The following is an 18,498-nucleotide window of genomic DNA, read 5'->3' on the forward strand; positions in this document are numbered from 1 at the left end:
GGCGGATCACTCGTCAAGAAATTGCTGCAGGGCTTCTTTATTTTTTTCAAGATCCAAATCCAATACCGCGCCGTATGTCGGGACCGTTTTATTCGTAAACGACCCGTCAACAGGCAGCCTAAAGCTTTTCGTTTCCTTTGTGTCTCCCAACAAGAAATCTTTACCGACTGAAAAGATGACGCCGTTTGGAAGGTTTGTTTCAACATACGGGTCGACAAGGCCCAAGATCTTCGGTAGCCGCGCGATATTTCCGATATTCACCGCTTCTTTTTCCAGTTTTCCAAAGACTTCCTGCTGTCTTCTCACCCGTCCAAAATCGCTCTCCCTGTCATGCCTGAAACGGACATATCCGAGCAGTTTGTCGCCGTGCAGAACCTGCTTGCCGGGCTCCAGTGTCATGCCGATTCCGTATGACATCTTTTTCGGTACATTGACTTCAATGCCGTCAGGGGCCACCGCATCGACAATTTTGGCAAACCCTTTAAAATCGAGGACGGCGTAGTAGTTGATATTCAACCCGAAGTTTTCCTTAAGTGTTTTGCGGACAAGCTCAGGGCCGCCGAATGCATATGCTGCATTGATCTTTTGCTTGGGATGCCCCGGTATATCGACATAGCTGTCCCTCATGATCGAGATCAATTTAGGCTGTTTTTGTTTTTTATCATAATGAATGACCATCATCGAATCCGATCTTGAATGCTCTTCCCCTCTGGAATCGATTCCGAGCACGAGAACGTTCACTTCGTCCAAATCCGAGCCTTCACCGTTGAACTCGAACTGACCGTCATTTTTAAAGCTTCCGTCAGACTCTGCTAAACCTTGTTGGTATTCGTAGATGCTGTATCCCGTAACAGCAATGATAAGCAGCACAATGAACAGCAGCAGCCGTTTGATGATTTTCCGCCGTTTTTTCTTCTTCTTTTTTACCCTTACTCTTACTCTTTTCACATTATCCACTTTTATCACCGCCACAAATAGACTACCACAGGATGATCCAGCCGACAATTAATAAAAGAAAGCTGAAAGAGCATATTACATCCGAAATATTATTCTCTATACTTATTCATCTTACAAAACGAAATATTATGATGTGTTTTTCAATCATTTCGTTACATAACACCTACATCCATTTGGTCATCCATGCGATATAGTAAGATGCAGGTATAAACAAAAGCTGTGCGAGAACCGTTCCGGTTACCCTGGATACCGCCATTGTGACAGAGGCCCATTTCAAATAAACATAGCTCCGTTTCCCTTTGGCCACATCATCGGCCAGCACCGAAACCTTCGGATCGACAAACAGCGCAAGGAGCATCGTCGCCACTCCGTTGACAAGACCTGATGCCATCACAGCCGTTGTATGCCTTTCAGGAACGAGAACCCCGGCATAAAGAGCAGCGAGGACTCCGATCGTATAAATCGCAGTAATGACCATATTTAACACAAACAGCCGTTTCGGAATATAGCGGAGCTGAAAGCCTTTCATATAATGGACGGACGGTTTTTTCACGTATTGCCTGATGTTTTTCAGGCTCCTTTTCGTCAGACCTTTCCGAAACATGTGCAGAACGGAGCCGTTTTCCCCTGCCAAATGAACGATCGCCCTCGAAAAAACGGCGACGAATGTCGGCAAGAGCAGCATGCCGCAGATGGTTCCGACCGTCGAGCCGAAGATTAAAAAACGAAACTGCTGCCCCACGAGCGAAAGCGCATGAGCGCCTGCAACATCGACGAGCTTTCCTGTGACAGGCTGCTGAACCATGTTGGACATTCTCGAAACGATCACCATTACGTTAAACAGGGACAGAGCCGAGGCGATAAACCCGACCCTTGCCCCGGACAGCCGTGCCGCATAGGCCAATGTCTCGATCGAGTGAATCAGCAGCAAAAAAAAGAAAATCAAAAGCACTTTAGAAGTCAAAAAATCCATGTACGATTCCTCCAGTCTACAAGTAAGACTGTCTATCGGAGAAAAATGTTTCGCCAATTTAAAAACCGCTTCAGCAAAAGCCGAAGCGGTTCCCATTCGTTTTATTTTTTGAGCAAATAATATATCTATCATCATAAGATGACATTAGCATCTATCGTTCCGTTTGAAAGTAAACACCATGGAATTTCTGAAACCAAGACAACGAAAGCCCTACCTCTCAATCGTCCTTGCGGCTCCGAAGCCGCGCCAGTGTGAATTGTGAAACAAAAAGTCTTTTTTCCCTCTATCCTGTTAGGGGCGGTCAGAGGAAGAAAAACAAGCATCTTCTAAGAAAGAAAAAAGAAGTTTACTTTCCTTTTATTTGCTCCTTAGGCGCTGTCCTGTATTATACTACAGTTCCTCTCATTTGACAAACTGTTCGATACAGAGATTACAGATCAAGCGTTACGGGCGTGCTTTCCCCTTCATTCATGAGCCTGATTTCTGAAGGATGAATTTCGAGAACGGATAAGTTCGGATCGTCTTTTCCTTCAAACCAGCGGCTGAGCCGTTCATTCCACATTTGACCTTTCAATTCTTTCGAGCCGTTCAGCTTCGCCGTCCCTTCGATTTCAAGATAGGCATCGCCAAAGCCTTCTCCGTCATAGCCGAGCAGCACGTGGACATTCGGATTGTTTTCGATTTCCTCGGCTTTATGCGTCTCAACGCTTGTCGGGGTATAAAGCGTCGGCCCGTCGTGGAAAAAGGTCATATAGCGGGAATGGGGCTTGCCGCCTTCTACCGTTGCCAGCGATCCGACTTTGTGATGGTCGAGAATATCCAGCACCTTTTGTTTGATTTGTTCCTGATCCATGTCAGGATCCCTCCTTTTTATCATATCCATTGTTACTTTTCCACATCGTCTTGTATATTAAACAATCGACTGAGCCTGATGGACGGGACATCCCGATTACATAATACGGGCTATATATTTATCGCAGAGTGTTCCGAAACCGTTGATACCGGAGAAACGCTCTTTCGGGTAAAGGCACCCGAATGTACGGCGAAGCGGCCCCGAAGTTTGCGCGACTCGGACGTGTCACCGGAAAAACACGAAAGCTTGAACGGTTTTTTTCAGACGGAAAGTGCATCCAGCGATTCATTATAAAATCACGGAAAATAAATATTCCTTCGGCTTTATTTTGCCGACGGCACCTGCCGTATTCAGCCGTGAAGAAAAAAGCGAATGAGAGCATCTCCCATTCGCTAAATTCTTGGATCTGTAAAAACATCGTGTTCGTCTGTGCTCGTTGATGAAAACTCAGCAATAACCGCGCCATCCTTTCCGGCTTTGAACCAATGCTTTGTATTCGGCAGAATGGTATATTGCTCTCCGGGCGAGAGCCGGATTTCATGCCAGACGGTGAAATATTCGATATCTTCGCGGGGCGGAAGAACGGAGGGAGCGCGTGTTGTTTCTCCTTCAACATATAGATAGACGCTCCCGTATCTGCATCTGAACGTTTCTTCTTTTCCCTTTTCCCCGTTTACGGGAGGATGGCGGTGTTCAGGGCACGTTTGTTCAGGAAACAAAACGAGCTCCTTGGCACAGTAGCGGTCCGTATTGACGTAGACGAAGAGCTGAAGCCCAAGCTCATTCAGCCTGTCTAAGCCGTAGTCCATGATCTGGATTCGCTCCTTCTCGTCCTCCGTCAGTACGATACCCGCTTTTTGATAATATTGATTGACCGCTTCCTTTGTTACCTTCAATCTCGCTTCCCCCTCTTATGTCGAAATGAAGTCTCCTCCGTTTACATGCAGGGTTTGCCCCGTCATATAAGAGGAATCGTCCGAAGCGAGGAACACGTAGCAGCCGACATGATCGGCAGGCTGTCCCGGACGCCCCATCGGTGTATCCGTTCCGAATGATGCGACTTTCTCCGCTGAAAAGGTCGACGGGATAAGCGGCGTCCAAATCGGCCCCGGAGCCACCGCATTGACGCGGATGCCGTCTTTTACAAGCGCCATCGCCATTGACCGTGTAAAGGCATTGATCGCTCCTTTGGTCGCCGTATAGTCGATCAGCTGCGGGTTTCCGCGGTACGGATTGATCGATGTCGTATTGATGATCGCGCTCCCCGGCTCTAAGTAGTCAATTGCTTTTTTCGTAAAATGGAAATACGAATAGAAATTGGTTCGAAACGTCCGTTCGAGCTGCTCGGCGGAATCTTTAATGCTGTTTTTCGGATGCTGTTCAGCCGCATTGTTGACGAGGATGTCGAGCCTTCCCAATTCGTTCACCGTCCGTTCGACCGCATCGACGCAGAATGCCTCATCCCCGACATCACCGGGAAGAAGCAGGCATTTGACGCCTTCTTTTTCAACTCTTGCTTTCGTCTCCTGGGCATCCTCATGCTCATTCAAGTACACGATCGCAATGTCTGCTCCTTCTTTCGCATAAGCGACTGCGACAGCTCTTCCGATTCCGCTGTCGCCGCCCGTGATGAGCGCGACTTTCCCCTTAAGTTTATCCGTTCCGATATGGTTTTCATTTTCGTAGACAGGACGCGGATCCATCGCGCTTTCGATGCCGGGCTGGCGGTCCTGCGTTTGCGCCGGCTGCCCTTCTGTCTGCCGATTGCGTAAATCCATGATACATTCCTCCTTTTTGATGGTGCTACTACACAATTAACCGCGCGATGCTGTGAATAAACATGCGTATATGCCAAACAAAAAAACCCGGATCACTTGGTCCGGGCGTCTTCACCATTTTTTATCCTGAAGGAATGTGTGAAACAGAATGTTCAGCCTTCTGTAGAGCAGGTCGGCGTCACCTGTTTCATATGCGGCGAGGCTGTCGTCGCTCTCAATGATTGAGGAGCTGATCGAGCTTAAAAGCTCGGCTCCTTCAGGCGAAATATCAGCGGGTGCAAGCATGATGAGCATCCTTGTCATCTTGACGGTACTGCCGTCCATGCCCTTGATGTCATACGGCGCAGTTAAGTCGACGGCTTTGAAAACAGGAACGATTGCCGCCTCCGTTTTTAAATGAAACAAGGCGAACGATGTGCCGGGTATACCGAGGCCCCCCAGTGCTTCGCGCTTCAGAAGCCCCTCCGCCAAATCGCCGGCATCGGTGATCAAACCTTGATCTTTCAGGCGCGCGCACAGCCGTTTAACCGTCTGTTCATGGCTCTCCGCCGTCTCCAGCACGTCGACGGAAAAATGGCTTAGGATATGCTGGATCGCCGTCGCGTACTGATTGATTTTAGCGGCGGTTCGGAGCATATCCGGGAATGGCGCGGGCTCTTTTTGTTCGGCACGTTTTTTTTGAAGAATGAGCGGAATTTTCCGGGTGAGCTGGTGCTTGACGTGTTTGACGTCTTCTTCGTCAAGGAGCGGGCTGACGATGACGTAGTCGATCCCCTCGTACGGAATCGGCACGGTCGACACGATGATGTCATAAGCGCCGGCATCCTTCGTTTTCAGTTCCATCACCGAAGAGATGTCAAAGGATGCGATTTCAGGAAGCTCTTTTTTCAGCCTTGACGCAAGCATCTTTGATGAACCGATTCCGCTTGAACAAATGACGAGCGCATTGATGTGTATTTTTTCTTTGTTCATTTCAAGCGCAGAGCCGAAGTGGAGGACGATAAACGCAATCTCTTCATCCGGAAAATGCATTTCCGGAAAGAATCGTTCGACGCCTTCTTCGATGGCCATGAATAAAAGAAAATAGTCTTTTTTTATCTGCTCTTGTAAAGGGTTGTGAATCGTCATTTTTTCTTTGATCCGGACGATGGCCGGCTCAAGATGGGCGATCAGCCCTTCATAGAGCGATTGATTGTCATTTAGATTCAGACCTGTTTTTTGCGAGATGAAATCGATCAGCTTTTTCGTGCGCAAGGCGGTGTCAAGCTCAATGTCTTCCGCCCTGTAGTCTTTTTTATAGCTTCGGTTGGCGCTTCTGAGGTGCATCGTAATATAGCCGGCCTCTGCATCTGGTATCTTGACATGGAACGCTTCTTCGAGCGCTTCGGCAATCGCGAGGGCGAGCTCGAATTCTTTCGTGCTTTTCAGCTCCGCCAGTTCCTCTTCGTTCATATTGATGACTTCGCCAAGCTCGATTCGCTCGATTGCAAACGTCAAGTGAACGACGAGGGCGATGTACGCGCTGTCAGAAAGCGAGAGGCCGTGCTGTTCTTTTGCCCGGGACAGCACTTTTTCAGCCTTGAGCAATTTCCCCCTGCTGACGACTCCGAATATTTTTTCCGGCGTCTGGTTCTTGCCCTTAATATTCATTTCAACCGTCTCTAAAAATTGCTGTACATCGAGCTTGTCCGCTATTAAATTGCCGACGATTTTTCGCTTGGCATCTTCAGGTCCCCTCAGTTCAATCCCGTAGCCTCTCTTTCTGATCAAGGAAAGGCCGAACGGGGCAATCCATTTTTCCAGCTCATCGAGATCGTGGCTGATGGTCGCGGCGGTCACCTGCAAATCGCTGGCGATCGTATACAGCTTGATCGGCTCTCCTGCTTCAAGCATCGCGCACAAAATCAGGAGCTTTCGTTCATCAGAGCTGTATTCCACAAGGCTGTCATGTGAGAGGGCATTTAACAGCCTCTGTTTATCGCGGGAAGAGCCGACGAGCTTCAGGCCTTTGCCCGGCTGTTTATCAAGCTTGAGCCGATATTCTTCAATGACTGATTTAACCGCTTTCAGCTCGCGGTGGACGGTTCGTGTGCTGACCTCAATATAATCGGCGATGTCGCCGACCTTTACATAACGGTTTTGGTGTAACAGATATTTAATGAGTTTTTGTTCCCTTGCTGTCATGTACATAAAGCGCCGCCTCCGGTGATTATCGTTTTCGAAGTGCAAGTGGATCACGGGAATGCTGCCGGGGAGAATGACTACCTTATCATAAATTGCTTACATAAAATCTTCAATTCAAACTAATTAAATTTTTGATAACGGTAAATGGAAGCATCGGCGATGACGATGCTTCCAGATTAGGCTGTGTATTTTTCCATCTCTTGATGCAGGCCCGGCGTGTTCGCAACCCGTCACTATTTCTCCACATGCTTCAAGATCAGCGGCACCAATGGATCTTCCGCTGCAAGCCCGCACACTTCGCCGAGAACGCCCCTATAGCCTTTCTCACGAATCATGCTTTGGAGCCGGACTGCTTCCGGATCATCCGCGAAATCAAATTGCAGCGCCCGGGCGATTCCTTCGGCTAAATGAACCGGCTTCACATTCAGGCTGCTGAGCTTTCGGGCGGGGCGGATCAGACGGTCGTGTTCGCCGAGCTTGCGGAGCGGCGATCTTGCCACACGGGTGATGTCGTCTGATATAAACTCATTTTCAAAGCGGCCGATGATTTTTTTGATATAGCTCTGATGCTCTTCTTCCGAAAAGCCGTATGTTTGGATCAGATACTGCCCTGTTTCTTCGAGCGCCCTGGCCAGCGTCTCGCGGACTTCAGGATCGCAGACGGCGTCTCTGATCGTTTGAAAGCCTTTTTGATAACCGGCATATGCTGCGATGGCATGCCCGGTATTTACGGTAAACAGTTTTCTTTCAATGTAAGGAGCAAGGTCTGATACATACGTCACTCCTTCTATATCTGGCACTTCTCCGGCAAAAGCGGTTTTATCGACCACCCATTCAAAGAAAGGCTCGACAGACACTTTCAGCGGATCGTCGTGCTGCTGAACCGGCACGATCCGGTCTACCGCGGAGTTTGGAAATCCGACAAGCGTACTGAGCACCTTCTTCTCTTCTTCAGTTAAATAAGAGAAAACGGCTTCTTTTAAATGGTCGCTTCCGCCGATCATATTTTCACAGGCTACGATATTTAAAGGTTTTTTGTTTTTGCTGAGACGTCTTTTCAGCCCTTCTGCCACAGACCCGGCAATCAGTTTCAGCACTGAAGGCCCAACGGCTGTCGTCACAAGGTCGGCCTTGGCGATCCATTCGTATAATTCTTCAGGCTGTTTGCCGCTGTTGATTGCCTGTACTGGGCCGATCGTTTCCGTTTGCCTTGATAGATCGGCGAGCTCGACAGAATAGCGGCGTTTTTCGTTCAGTTCATTGATCACCGCTTCGTTCACATCTGCAAAAACGACGTCATACCCCGATTTTGTAAGCAGGGCCCCGATAAAGCCGCGGCCGATGTTACCTGCACCGAAATGCAAGGCGATCATAGCTGGTCACCTTCTTCAAAAACCGCTATCAGTTCAGCTTCGTCTTTCGCATTGATCAGTCGTTCGACGTTGTCGGCGTCAGAGCAGACGATCGCAATCTTTGAGAGAATGTCAAGGTGTTCATCGTTTTTCCCGGCAATGCCGAATACGACTTTCGCAATGTTTCCTTCACCGTATTCGACGCCATCAGGAATTTGAATGACCGAAATTCCGGAGTGGAGCACTTCCTGCTTCCCATCCTCCGTTCCGTGCGGAATGGCAATCGCGTTGCCCATATAAGTGGAGGATACTTCCTCTCTCGCAAACATTTTTTCTATATAATCAGCCGTGACATAGCCGTTTTCGACGAGAGCCTCCCCGGCAAGACGGATCGCGTCCTTTTGGGAAGCGGCAGATTGGTTTAAGCGAATGTTTTCTTTTGCAAGTACTGGTTTCATTAGGACATCACTCTCTTTCGTACATGTTGTGTGAGCCTGGTGAACAGGCTCACGAATTTATTAGCTAAGTTGATCGATTAATTCGTCGTATTTTGGACTATTGAGAAAATTTTCCACCGAGATATGTTTTGCGTTTGGAAGCTTGGCCTTCGCACGATCTGTCAAATCCTTATGGGTGATGACGATGTCTGCATCATCCGGAAGATTGTTGATCGACGTATTGGTCACTTCTATATCCAGTCCGGCTTTTTTCACTTTATTTCGCAAAATGGATGCGCCCATTGCGCTTGAGCCCATTCCTGCATCGCACGCAAAGATGACTTTGCTGACGTTTTCCACATTGATTTGCTGCTCTTCAGCTTGCTCTTCTTCGGCATTTGTCAAGGCGGAAACGGCTTGGCTCTTCTTCCCTTTCATCTGCTGCATCTTTTCTGCTGCCGCTGTTAAATCTTCTTCTTCGGCAGCTTTGGACGTCTTTAAAATGAGTGATGCGACGATAAATGAGACAGCTGTTGCCACAAGCACGCCCAGGATGATGCCGATGTGATTTCCTTTCGGCGTCATCGCCAGAACCGCGATAATGCTTCCCGGAGAAGGAACGGCGGCAAGTCCGGCGTTAAAAATAGAGAATGTCAGAACGCCGCTGGCGCCCCCTGCAATCGCTGCCAAAATCAAAAGCGGTTTCATCAAAATATAAGGGAAGTAGATTTCGTGAATCCCCCCGAGAAAATGGATGATCGCAGCGCCTGGGGCCGTTTGTTTTGATGCGCCCCTGCCGAAAATCATGTATGCCAAGAGAATACCAAGCCCGGGTCCCGGATTGGCTTCAAGCAGGAACAGAATCGATTTCCCCGTTTTTGCAGCTTCTTCAATTCCAATCGGGCTTAAAATGCCGTGGTTGATCGCGTTATTTAAAAACAGAACCTTTGCCGGTTCGACAAATATGCTCGCCAGCGGCAGCAAATTCGCATGTACGATCACTTCAACCCCTGCGGCCAATGTTTTATTCAAACCGAGCACGACCGGACCGATCGCCATAAATGCGAGTGCCGTCAGAATAAATCCGACGATTCCGGCCGTAAAGTTGTTAATGAGCATCTCAAAGCCGGAACGAACTTTATCTTTAAAGAGCTTGTCTGTCTGTTTGATCAAATAACCGCCGAGCGGCCCCATGATCATGGCGCCGAGAAACATCGGAATATCAGCTCCGACGATGACCCCGATCGCAGCCGTCGCCCCGACGACGCCCCCGCGGTGGTCGTACACCATCTTACCGCCGGTGTATGCGATCAGAAGCGGCAGCAAATACTTGATCATCGGGTCTACCAATGTAGCAAGCGCTTCATTTGGTATCCAGCCTGACGGGATAAATAGAGCGGTAATAATCCCCCATGCGATAAATGCGCCGATATTCGGCATGATCATGCCGCTCAAATGGCTCCCGAACCGCTGAATTTTCACCTTTACACCTGATTGCTGTTTGTCTTGCATTGCATAACCCTCCTTTATTGTCCTTTCATGGCGTTAAAAAAATAATGTCGAATAATGTCGGCCTTGCTTTTATGTTAAAACGCTTACACCCCTTGGCTCAATTGAAAGAAAGCGCTACTTTGGCATGGGCGGTGTGACAAAATTTAAGAAGCTTTTAAATCAAGCTCCCGTCGAACGCATAAAAAAAAGACCTTCTTTGTATAGAAGGCCTTTCTTAACATTCTTCAATTTTCAACGGTTTATAACCGGCTTCTCTCAGCTTTTCCGCAATCGCTTCGTATCCCGCGCTGTTCGGGTGAACCTTGTCAAACGATAAGTATTCCGACTCATGTCCTTTAAAAACCGAATGTATGTCGACAACCTTGACATAAGGCGCTGCTTGCAGCTGTTGTAAATGAGCGTTAAAACCGGAAATCCATTTTTCCGCTAATTCGATTTCCGGAAACGGATTGTATAAGTTGAGCAGCCGGATAAAGTACCTCTCATTTTTCTCTTTTAATTCCCTGATCTTTTTCAGCATTGCTGAATAGTTTTTCTGACAGTGTGAGGAAGCTTCCAAAAAAACGTGCTGATCCTTTTCTCTTTTATAAGCTTCGAGAGATTGGATCAGATCGTTTCCGCAGCCTGTTATCGTGATGGCATCCGCTTTGTCGATGTGGTTCCTGATGAAAGGGCGGTCAAGCATGCTGAGAATTTCGGCTGTTGTAAGACCCGATTTAGCGAAGACCGCTAACGTAACGTTCTGCTTCAAATCTTCTTCCATTTTCTTTTTGTAGCGCGGAACGAATCCCGGTTGAAAAAAGCCGGCACCGACTCCGACGGTTAAGGAATCGCCGAGAGCGGTATATACAATTGCCATATCCTTTTCCCCCTCTGATTTTGCCGCATCTGCCGCGGCAGCTACGATATATGTACTCATAGGCGGGTGAAAAGGATACTGCTTTTTCTTTAAAAACCCAATTTCCTTGAAATCTCAAGCGCAGCCTGTCTGACTCTTTCCGTCAAATACGGAAGCCGGTCGTTTTGAAAGCGGGCTTCAAATCCGGCAATGCTGATGCCTGCTACGATCTGGCGTTTATTGTTAAAAATCGGCGCAGCGATGGCGGAAGTGTAGTCTTCAAGCTCTGAATGACTGACGGTATAACCGCTCCGGTACGATTCATCCAGGACGCGTGCAAGCTCGTCCTTATCGCGGATCGTTCCCGAGGCGATCGGCACCAAATCGGTTTTCCTGATATACTCGTCCCGCTCCTCCCGCGGAAGAAACGTCAGGATGCTCCTTGCACAGGCTCCTGCATACAGCGGTGACCGCCTTCCGATTGCCGTGTAAAGGCGGACCGTATGCGTTCCTTCTATTTTTTCTATGTACATCGCTTCATCGCCCTCTCTGACGATTAAATGGACGGCTTCATCGACTTCATCGCGCAGTTTTTCCATGACGGGCAAAGCGATTTTCCGGATATCAAGCCTGTCGGAGACGAGCTGGCCGTACTGCAGAAACAGCAGCCCCAACGCATACATCCCGTCTTCATCTCTGTCAAGAAACCCCATATCTTCAAGCGAACGGACCATGCGGTAAACAGACGTTTTCGGCATGCCTGTAAGCTCAATCATGTCATTGAGCGAGAGCTTTTCCCTCGTCAAAAATAGATTGAGCAGAGTCATGGCTTTGACAACCGTTTTATTCTTGCTTTCCATCCCTTCCCCTCCTGAGATACATCATACCATGTATTCAAGCTTTATTCTGGCAGCAAGTTCAACGATTTTTGTCTCTCTTTCAATGAACAGGCGCTCCGCTTCCTCAAGCGCAACCGGCTGAAATTGCAGCTGCTCTCCCGGCATCAGCTGTGTAACGGCTGAACGGTCGGCAGAAATCACATGGGCGATTCGCGGATAGCCGCCGGCCGTCTGCCTGTCTGCAAGCAGAACAATCGGATTGCCGTCAGGGGGTACCTGAACCGTTCCGAAAGATACGGCTTCAGAAATCATTTCAAGGGGGCTTTTCAACTCAAGCGGATCCCCTTCAAGACGATATCCCATCCGGTCTGATTTTGCCGTCACGCGGAATGTGCCTGACATCAATCGCTCCTGTGAAGCATCTGTAAACTGATCGAACTGTTCGCCTTTGATGACGCGGATTACCGGGTTCTTCTTCAGCGGGAGAAAATAGCGGTGATCGACGGACCAGTTCGGTGCGGCAAATCCGCGGGTTTGGCGGTTAGATGCAAGCTGTTCTCTGATGTTTTCCGCTAAAGGCGTGGTCTCCCCGGCCGTTAAGCAGTCGCCTTTTTGCAGCGCTCTTCCTTCAAATCCGCCGATTCCGGCCCTCACGTACGTGCTTTTGCTGTCCATGACGGACGGGACGTCGATTCCTCCGGCAACCGCCATATAAGCGCGGCTGCCCCGCTTCGTCATTCCGAAGTTCAGAACGCTTCCCTCCCCGACAAGGACCGGTCGCCACAGAGGCACTTCCTCATCATTCACCATCAGCGAAAAATCAGCTCCCGCCACCGCTATCAACGTCGTTTCGGCAAAGCGGAGAGACGGCCCCGGCCCCATCAGCGTCACTTCAAGCGCCGCTTCATTCCCGCCGTTTCCGGCCAGGAGATTGGCGATGCGCAGCGAGTCCGCATCCATCGCTCCGCCGACGATGACGCCGTATTTTTGAAATCCGGTGCGCCCGAGGTCCTGAACCGTCGTCATAAGACCGGGCTTCAACACTTCTATGCTCACGATTCTCCCTCCTTTAATCTGTCGTACTCTTCTTCCGTCACGCGGACAAATTTGACAATATCCCCGGCTCTCAAAAGGGTCGGCGGCTGTTCGTGAGGTCTGAACAGATCAAGAGGCGTATTGCCGATAAGCTGCCAGCCGCCCGGTGTTGACAGCGGATAAACGCCGGTCTGCATGCCTGCTATTCCCACAGAACCGGCCGGAATAGCCGTCCGCGGGGAAGAACGCCGCGGAGCCGCTATTTTTTCAGACATTCCGCCTAAATAAGGGAAACCCGGCGCAAAACCGAGCATATACACGAGGTATTCCCCCGCTGTATGGATGTCGATGACTTCTTCGGGAGTCAGTCCGTTGATCCGGGCCACTTCCTCCAAATCCGGGCCGAAGCGGCCTCCGTAGCATACGGGGATTTCGACCGTCCGGCTTTCGGTTTCTTCCTCGGCGGTCATCTCTTCGAGGCATTTTTGAATGAAGGCTTTTACTTTTTCATACGGAGAATCGAATGCGGGGCCGCCTTTCATCTGCTGATAGACTTCAAACGGATGATAAAAAACAGTCACGCTCGTAAAGGCCGGTACACATTCAATAAAGCCCGGAAACGGATGATGTTCAATATGTTTTGTTAATGCGCTTACCAGTTGGTGTGTCCGTTCATTAATTTCCGTTCCAAGCTGGATGAGGACCGCCGCATCCCCGAGCGGTGCCATTTTAACGTCAGATCGATTGTTCAATTTTACATCACCTTGCCTTTCCTCCCCAAAATCAAAAATCAATACAGAAGCATCGTCCTGTATTGATTGCAAACATGTTATAAAACGCCAAGCTGCTCATCCCGAATATCCGTAATCAGCATATGCCCGGGCGCATGCGTGATCACAAGCTCCGGCTTGACATGCATTGCTACAGCCTGAGGCGTGACACCGCATGCCCAAAACACCGGAACTTCCCCTTCTTTGATCGTCACCGCATCGCCGAAGTCAGGATGTGCAATGTTTTTGATGCCTATGGCTTCAGGGTTTCCGATATGGACCGGACCGCCGTGGACGGCGGGAAACCTTGATGTGACCTGAACGGCCCGCACCGTCTGTTCTTCCGGAACCGGTCTCATGCTGACGACCATCGGTCCTTGAAACCGCCCGGCTTTGACACAAGGAATATTCGTTTGATACATCGGAACATTTCGGTTTTCTTCAATGTGTCTGACAGGAATTCCGTTATTGAGCAAAGCTTGTTCAAACGTAAAGCTGCAGCCGATCAAAAAACCGACCATGTCATCCTCCCATAAGGACGTGATATCTGTCACCTCATCCGTCAGTTCGCCCCGCCTGTAGACGCGGTATCTTGGAAAATCGGTCCGGATATCGGCGCCGGGCGCAACGATGGACGGAACGGGAGAACCCGGTTCGGTCACATCGAGTATCGGGCACGGCTTTTGATTCCGCTGGCAAAACAGAAGAAATTCAAACGCCAGCTCCTTTTTTAAAATAACCAAATTGGCCTGGGCGTAGCCTCCGGCCATGCCGGCCGTCGGTTCTGAAAGCTTGCCTGTACGGATCAAGCCGCGGATTTCTTCAGGCTGCATCATTTGTAAGTTTCAATTGATCATCCCCATAATTTTGGAATTTCAGTGACCAGCGTAATGCCGCCCATAACCGCCATGATGATCACGACGATAATCCCGGGAACCGTAAGCCAAATCGGATGTCTGTAATCTCCGACGATGTCTTTTTTATAAGCGCCGATTAAAAGGGCGCCGAGTGCGATCGGCAAAATCAAACCGTTCAAAGCTCCGGCAAGCACCAGCAGGTTGACGGGTTTTCCGATCGTTACAAAACAAAGCGTGGAAATGACAATAAACCCGATGATAATGGTGCGCGAATTTTTTTCAATTTTAGGCGAAAATGTTTTAAAAAAGGATACAGAGGTATAAGCTGCCCCGACAACTGATGTAACGGCGGCCGCCCACATGACGATCCCGAACATTTTATAGCCGATATTTCCCGCAGCAAGCTGAAAAACTGAAGCAGGCGGATTGTCAGGGTTGATTTGCAGTCCCTTTGATACGACGCCGAGAACGGCCAAAAAGAGTGCAATCCTCATAACCGTAGTAATTAAAATACCGGAAATAGAGCTTTTCGTTACTTGAGGAATCGAATCCTTTCCTTTGACGCCTGCATCAAGGAGACGGTGTCCTCCGGCAAATGTGATATAGCCTCCGACAGTTCCGCCGACAAGCGTCACAATCGAAAGGATGTCGATATGATCCGGAACCACCGTTTTCACAAGCGCCTCTCCGACCGGCGGGTTTGTCGTAACGGCTACATAGACGGTCAGCAGGATCATCACGGCACCAGCGATTAAAGTAAACCGGTCCATCGCTTTTCCGGCTTCTTTAATCACAAAAATTAAAATCGCGATGACAGCGCTGATGAGCGCTCCTGTCTGCGGAGAAACACCGAATAAAACCTGCAGCCCGAGTCCGGCGCCGCCGATGTTCCCGATATTGAAGGCCAGTCCGCCCAAAACGACGAGGACTGCTACAAAATAGCCGAGGCCCGGAAAGACGAGGTTGGCGATTTCCTGTCCCCTTTTTTCAGAAGCTGCGATAATTCTCCATACATTCGTTTGTGCGATAATATCTAAAATAACGGAAATTAAAATGACAAAACCGAAGCTTGCGGCCAAGCTTTGCGTAAATACCGTCGTTTGCGTCAAAAATCCGGGTCCGATTGCAGATGTGGCCATCAAAAAGGCCGCACCTAATAATAATGTCCAGTTGCTTGAAGCTGATTTTGTTTTTTTATTTTGCTCCAATTCGCATTCCTCCTTCTGCCAGCATCATGTTGAAAAAGCTTTAATTGTAATGTCCGCCTGTTCGAGCTCTTTGCGGATCTTTTTCGCAAATTGCAGGGCGTGTTCCCCGTCGCCGTGGATGCATACCGTATCGGCTTTGAGACTGACATCGGTTCCCTGGCGGCTGCGGACTTTCCCTTCCCTAACCATCCGGATCACCTGGCTGACGGCTTCATCATCATCTTGAATCAGCGCATCACCCTGCGTACGCGGAGTCAGCGTCCCGTCTTCCTGGTATGTACGGTCGGCGAACACTTCATGAGCGGTTTTCAGGCCGGCTCTTTCCCCGGCTCGGACGAGCTCGCTCCCCGCCAGGCCGAACAGGATCAGCTCAGAATCTGTATTGTATACCGCTTGAGCAATAGCATCCGCTAATTCTCTGCTTTTTGCCGCCATATTGTATAGCGCTCCGTGAGGTTTTACATGCTGCATTTTGACGCCTTCCGCTTTTAAAAATCCAAAGAGCGCGCCAATTTGATAAACGACGAGATCATAAGCTTCCTGAGGCGTGATCGCCATATTACGCCGGCCGAATCCGGCTAAATCCGGAAGTCCGGGGTGCGCGCCGATTTGAACGCCTTTTTCCGCCGCCATTGCGACGGTTTTCCTCATCACGCTTGGATCTCCGGCATGAAATCCGCAAGCGATGTTAGCCGATGTGACAAACGCCAGAATATCTTTGTCCAAACCGATTTGATAGGCGCCGAAGCTTTCTCCCAAATCGCAGTTCAGATCAACATGATTCATCAAATCCCCCCCTATTGATTCGCACAATTCGTCGAAATGTTGTTTTTCCCCTTTTTTGTTCCGATTTTCGGAACTTTAATTCCGAATAATCAAACATAATTTGATTATAACAGGGATTAGCTTTCTTGGCATCACATTGTCAGAAAAGCTCACATAAAATAAATCGTTTTTACTACGCATCATTCCGTCCGAAGAACCGTTTCTTCCGGCGTGTTTGCTTATTTTATACGGAATTCGTTTTTTTAACATGCTCAATAAAAAAAGAGCCGTTTCAGCTCTTTTTTATTGTTATCTCAGCACCCAATGCCTGATCGCTTTCGCGACGCCATGGTCTGTATTTGTATCCGTAATCCAGTCCGCCGTCTCTTTGACGATATCCTGGGCATTGCCCATTGCTACACCCAGCCCTGCCTCTTTAATCATGGCGATGTCATTTAAGCTGTCGCCGACCGCCATCACATTCTCCATTGTAAAGCCGAGGCGCTCGGACACTTTTGCCAAAGCCGCCGCTTTATTGATGCCGATCGCATTGACTTCGATGTTCGTCGGGCTGGAATTGGTGACTTCGAGCTCTTTGTTCTTTTTCAGCTCCTCCAATACCCGGTTCCTCACCTCGGCATCCGGAATGTCAAACCCGAATTTCAGCCATTCATATGAATGGATATCTTCGGGAAATTCGCCTCTCCATACTTTATCAACGCTCGCCGCCCAAAAATCGGTATTATGCAGATTCCTTAACTCCCACATCATTTTCACATGATCAGGATGAAGCAGCTGTCGTTCGACCAGCTGAAAGGAGGAATCCCAGATTTCGCTTCCGTTTGCCGTGATCAGGAAAGAAGACAGCTTCAGCGATTCCGCGAATTCACGGCACGTCATCAGCGTGCGTCCGGTGCTGAGCACGACATAAACCCCTTTTGCCTCGGCTTCTTTTATCGCTTTCCGATTTTCTTCCGAAATGGTCTGTTCATCATTCAACAGCGTCCCGTCCATATCCAATGCAACAAGCTTTACATCTATTCGATCTTTTTGACTGACTGCCACGATATAAAATACCTCCACTTTTTTTAGGCTCCTTATATTCTAATATAAAAATCGCCCGGGACAAAGAAATCGCGACAAAAGCCTCTCTCATAATATATGATCGCATTCTTTTTGCACGATTGTCAGGCTGCCATTTTAAGAAGAAACCGAGCAATAGCGGCAGTTCAGATCACCAACATGAAGATTAAAACATTATTTCATACTTGAAAATGCCATTTTGTAAATATTTTGTCATTTCATCTTTATCCTCCCATTCCAAAAATCGGTATAATTATTGTCGAGAGTATAATGATTCCATATGAAAAGAGGGATTTTTGTTGAAAAAATGGTTGATGGCAAGTGCGGCAAGTGCAGCAGTTCTTTTTGGTACATTTTCATCGGGCATTCCGGGTCTTCCCGGTGCAGGCGCTCAAGTGGCAGAAGCGGCTTCAAAGCTGCCTAAGGGGATCGGCGGGCGCGCTTATTTGAACAGTACAGGCTCTATTTTCACGGCTAAGATCCAGCTTCCGAGCAATATTGAAGTTGCAAACGCGACTGCTTATATTTATTCAGGCTTCAGCGCGAAAAACGGAACCGAGTCGGATATCGGCCTTCAATACAGCACCACCTACAAGGTCTGGAAGCCGCTCATGAAAGTCGGTTCAAAAAATGAGGAAACGTATATCGAAGGAAAAGAGCAATTCACATATACGAAAGGCTTTCGCCCCGGAAGCACGGTGCAAATGACGATTTATAAAAATTTGAACGGCAATACGCGTGCAACTTTCTGGGGAACGAACAATGACGGTTATACCGGCCGCATCATTATGGAAATTCAAGGAACGAACATCAGCACTCTTTTAAGATGGAAAACGCTTGCCACTGCCGCGGTATCGTCTGAAAGTCAGCGCGATGCCATCAGAGCCAACTTTTCAGCCGCTTTTAACGGCATAACAATCGACAATAAAGCGGTCACGCCTGTCGTGGATACGCAGGACTTTGCAACGGTTGTCCCTTCCGGAAACAACGTCACGATCTCTGTCAAAAAATAAAAAAAGCCGCCGGCAATACCCGGCGGCCTCAGACCGTTGACAAA

18 protein-coding genes are annotated in these 18,498 nt (G+C 48.8%); 1 reads left to right on the forward strand and 17 read right to left on the reverse strand.

The genetic code is table 11. From position 1 onward, the window contains the following. Nucleotides 1-6: 6 nt before the first annotated feature. The 17 genes from V7126_RS06805 to V7126_RS06885 form a co-directional block, all read right to left on the reverse strand. Nucleotides 7-948 carry an LCP family protein gene (locus V7126_RS06805; protein WP_046130257.1) on the reverse strand — a complete coding sequence of 314 codons (942 nt, stop codon included), beginning with the start codon at nt 946-948 and terminating at the stop codon, nt 7-9. Between the two features lie 172 nt (nt 949-1,120). Beyond that, the gene (locus V7126_RS06810) at nt 1,121-1,930 is read right to left on the reverse strand and encodes a lipid II flippase Amj family protein (protein WP_175076946.1); all 810 of its coding nucleotides are present in this window, start codon (nt 1,928-1,930) and stop codon (nt 1,121-1,123) included. 430 nt (nt 1,931-2,360) lie between these two features. Next, nucleotides 2,361-2,783, reverse strand: a complete 423-nt coding sequence (locus V7126_RS06815; protein WP_175076945.1) for a pyridoxamine 5'-phosphate oxidase family protein — start codon at nt 2,781-2,783, stop codon at nt 2,361-2,363. Between the two features lie 392 nt (nt 2,784-3,175). Beyond that, nucleotides 3,176-3,679: a D-lyxose/D-mannose family sugar isomerase gene (locus V7126_RS06820; RefSeq protein WP_175076944.1), complete on the reverse strand. Its 504-nt coding sequence runs from the start codon at nt 3,677-3,679 to the stop codon at nt 3,176-3,178. Nucleotides 3,680-3,694: 15 nt separating this feature from the next. Then, nucleotides 3,695-4,561 (reverse strand): SDR family oxidoreductase, encoded by an 867-nt coding sequence (locus V7126_RS06825; RefSeq protein WP_335497337.1) that lies wholly within the window; start codon nt 4,559-4,561, stop codon nt 3,695-3,697. Nucleotides 4,562-4,672: 111 nt separating this feature from the next. Further along, a complete protein-coding gene (locus V7126_RS06830) occupies nt 4,673-6,751 on the reverse strand; it encodes a BglG family transcription antiterminator (protein ID WP_046130236.1) in 2,079 nt (692 codons plus the stop codon). A 227-nt stretch (nt 6,752-6,978) separates the two neighbouring features. Further along, nucleotides 6,979-8,118: a mannitol-1-phosphate 5-dehydrogenase gene (locus V7126_RS06835; RefSeq protein WP_175076942.1), complete on the reverse strand. Its 1,140-nt coding sequence runs from the start codon at nt 8,116-8,118 to the stop codon at nt 6,979-6,981. After that, on the reverse strand, nt 8,115-8,555 hold the full coding sequence (locus tag V7126_RS06840; protein WP_175076941.1) for a PTS sugar transporter subunit IIA: 441 nt from the start codon (nt 8,553-8,555) through the stop codon (nt 8,115-8,117). The genes V7126_RS06835 and V7126_RS06840 overlap by 4 nt, the downstream gene beginning before the upstream one ends. Nucleotides 8,556-8,615: 60 nt before the next feature. Next, a complete protein-coding gene (locus V7126_RS06845) occupies nt 8,616-10,046 on the reverse strand; it encodes a PTS mannitol transporter subunit IICB (RefSeq protein WP_175076940.1) in 1,431 nt (476 codons plus the stop codon). Between the two features lie 214 nt (nt 10,047-10,260). Then, entirely contained in the window at nt 10,261-10,905 is a 645-nt protein-coding gene (locus V7126_RS06850; protein WP_175076939.1) for a GDSL-type esterase/lipase family protein, read from the reverse strand. 89 nt (nt 10,906-10,994) lie between these two features. Next, a complete protein-coding gene (locus tag V7126_RS06855; protein WP_175076938.1) occupies nt 10,995-11,744 on the reverse strand; it encodes an IclR family transcriptional regulator in 750 nt (249 codons plus the stop codon). A 21-nt stretch (nt 11,745-11,765) separates the two neighbouring features. Then, a complete protein-coding gene (locus tag V7126_RS06860; RefSeq protein WP_175076937.1) occupies nt 11,766-12,779 on the reverse strand; it encodes a biotin-dependent carboxyltransferase family protein in 1,014 nt (337 codons plus the stop codon). Then, nucleotides 12,776-13,486, reverse strand: a complete 711-nt coding sequence (gene pxpB / locus V7126_RS06865) for a 5-oxoprolinase subunit PxpB (RefSeq protein ID WP_175076959.1) — start codon at nt 13,484-13,486, stop codon at nt 12,776-12,778. The genes V7126_RS06860 and pxpB overlap by 4 nt, the downstream gene beginning before the upstream one ends. A gap of 101 nt (nt 13,487-13,587) precedes the next feature. Continuing rightward, nucleotides 13,588-14,361 carry a putative hydro-lyase gene (locus tag V7126_RS06870; RefSeq protein WP_175076958.1) on the reverse strand — a complete coding sequence of 258 codons (774 nt, stop codon included), beginning with the start codon at nt 14,359-14,361 and terminating at the stop codon, nt 13,588-13,590. Nucleotides 14,362-14,381: 20 nt separating this feature from the next. Further along, complete coding sequence (locus tag V7126_RS06875; protein WP_175076936.1) at nt 14,382-15,593, reverse strand: NRAMP family divalent metal transporter; 1,212 nt, start codon at nt 15,591-15,593, stop codon at nt 14,382-14,384. Between the two features lie 24 nt (nt 15,594-15,617). Then, nucleotides 15,618-16,379, reverse strand: a complete 762-nt coding sequence (gene pxpA / locus V7126_RS06880) for a 5-oxoprolinase subunit PxpA (RefSeq protein ID WP_175076935.1) — start codon at nt 16,377-16,379, stop codon at nt 15,618-15,620. 288 nt (nt 16,380-16,667) lie between these two features. Next, nucleotides 16,668-17,423: a Cof-type HAD-IIB family hydrolase gene (locus V7126_RS06885; RefSeq protein ID WP_175076957.1), complete on the reverse strand. Its 756-nt coding sequence runs from the start codon at nt 17,421-17,423 to the stop codon at nt 16,668-16,670. A gap of 314 nt (nt 17,424-17,737) precedes the next feature. Here V7126_RS06885 and V7126_RS06890 point away from each other — a divergent pair, with 314 nt between their 5' ends. Then, the gene (locus tag V7126_RS06890; protein WP_175076934.1) at nt 17,738-18,454 is read left to right on the forward strand and encodes a YrpD family protein; all 717 of its coding nucleotides are present in this window, start codon (nt 17,738-17,740) and stop codon (nt 18,452-18,454) included. Nucleotides 18,455-18,498: the final 44 nt, after the last annotated feature.

This window comes from Bacillus sp. JJ675, from assembly GCF_036963165.1.
In the GTDB taxonomy this organism is placed as follows: Bacteria; Bacillota; Bacilli; order Bacillales; family Bacillaceae; genus Bacillus; species Bacillus glycinifermentans.

What these genes read in the sequence shown, in the direction of transcription:
- V7126_RS06835 (WP_175076942.1), bottom strand. Translation starts at nt 8,118, where the DNA reads ATGATCGCCTTGCATTTCGGTGCAGGTAACATCGGCCGCGGCTTTATC.
- V7126_RS06845 (WP_175076940.1), bottom strand. Translation starts at nt 10,046, where the DNA reads ATGCAAGACAAACAGCAATCAGGTGTAAAGGTGAAAATTCAGCGGTTC.
- pxpA (WP_175076935.1), bottom strand. Translation starts at nt 16,379, where the DNA reads ATGAATCATGTTGATCTGAACTGCGATTTGGGAGAAAGCTTCGGCGCC.
- V7126_RS06825 (WP_335497337.1), bottom strand. Translation starts at nt 4,561, where the DNA reads ATGGATTTACGCAATCGGCAGACAGAAGGGCAGCCGGCGCAAACGCAG.
- V7126_RS06870 (WP_175076958.1), bottom strand. Translation starts at nt 14,361, where the DNA reads ATGCAGCCTGAAGAAATCCGCGGCTTGATCCGTACAGGCAAGCTTTCA.
- pxpB (WP_175076959.1), bottom strand. Translation starts at nt 13,486, where the DNA reads ATGGCACCGCTCGGGGATGCGGCGGTCCTCATCCAGCTTGGAACGGAA.
- V7126_RS06815 (WP_175076945.1), bottom strand. Translation starts at nt 2,783, where the DNA reads ATGGATCAGGAACAAATCAAACAAAAGGTGCTGGATATTCTCGACCAT.
- V7126_RS06810 (WP_175076946.1), bottom strand. Translation starts at nt 1,930, where the DNA reads ATGGATTTTTTGACTTCTAAAGTGCTTTTGATTTTCTTTTTTTTGCTG.
- V7126_RS06830 (WP_046130236.1), bottom strand. Translation starts at nt 6,751, where the DNA reads ATGTACATGACAGCAAGGGAACAAAAACTCATTAAATATCTGTTACAC.
- V7126_RS06850 (WP_175076939.1), bottom strand. Translation starts at nt 10,905, where the DNA reads ATGGCAATTGTATATACCGCTCTCGGCGATTCCTTAACCGTCGGAGTC.
- V7126_RS06840 (WP_175076941.1), bottom strand. Translation starts at nt 8,555, where the DNA reads ATGAAACCAGTACTTGCAAAAGAAAACATTCGCTTAAACCAATCTGCC.
- V7126_RS06855 (WP_175076938.1), bottom strand. Translation starts at nt 11,744, where the DNA reads ATGGAAAGCAAGAATAAAACGGTTGTCAAAGCCATGACTCTGCTCAAT.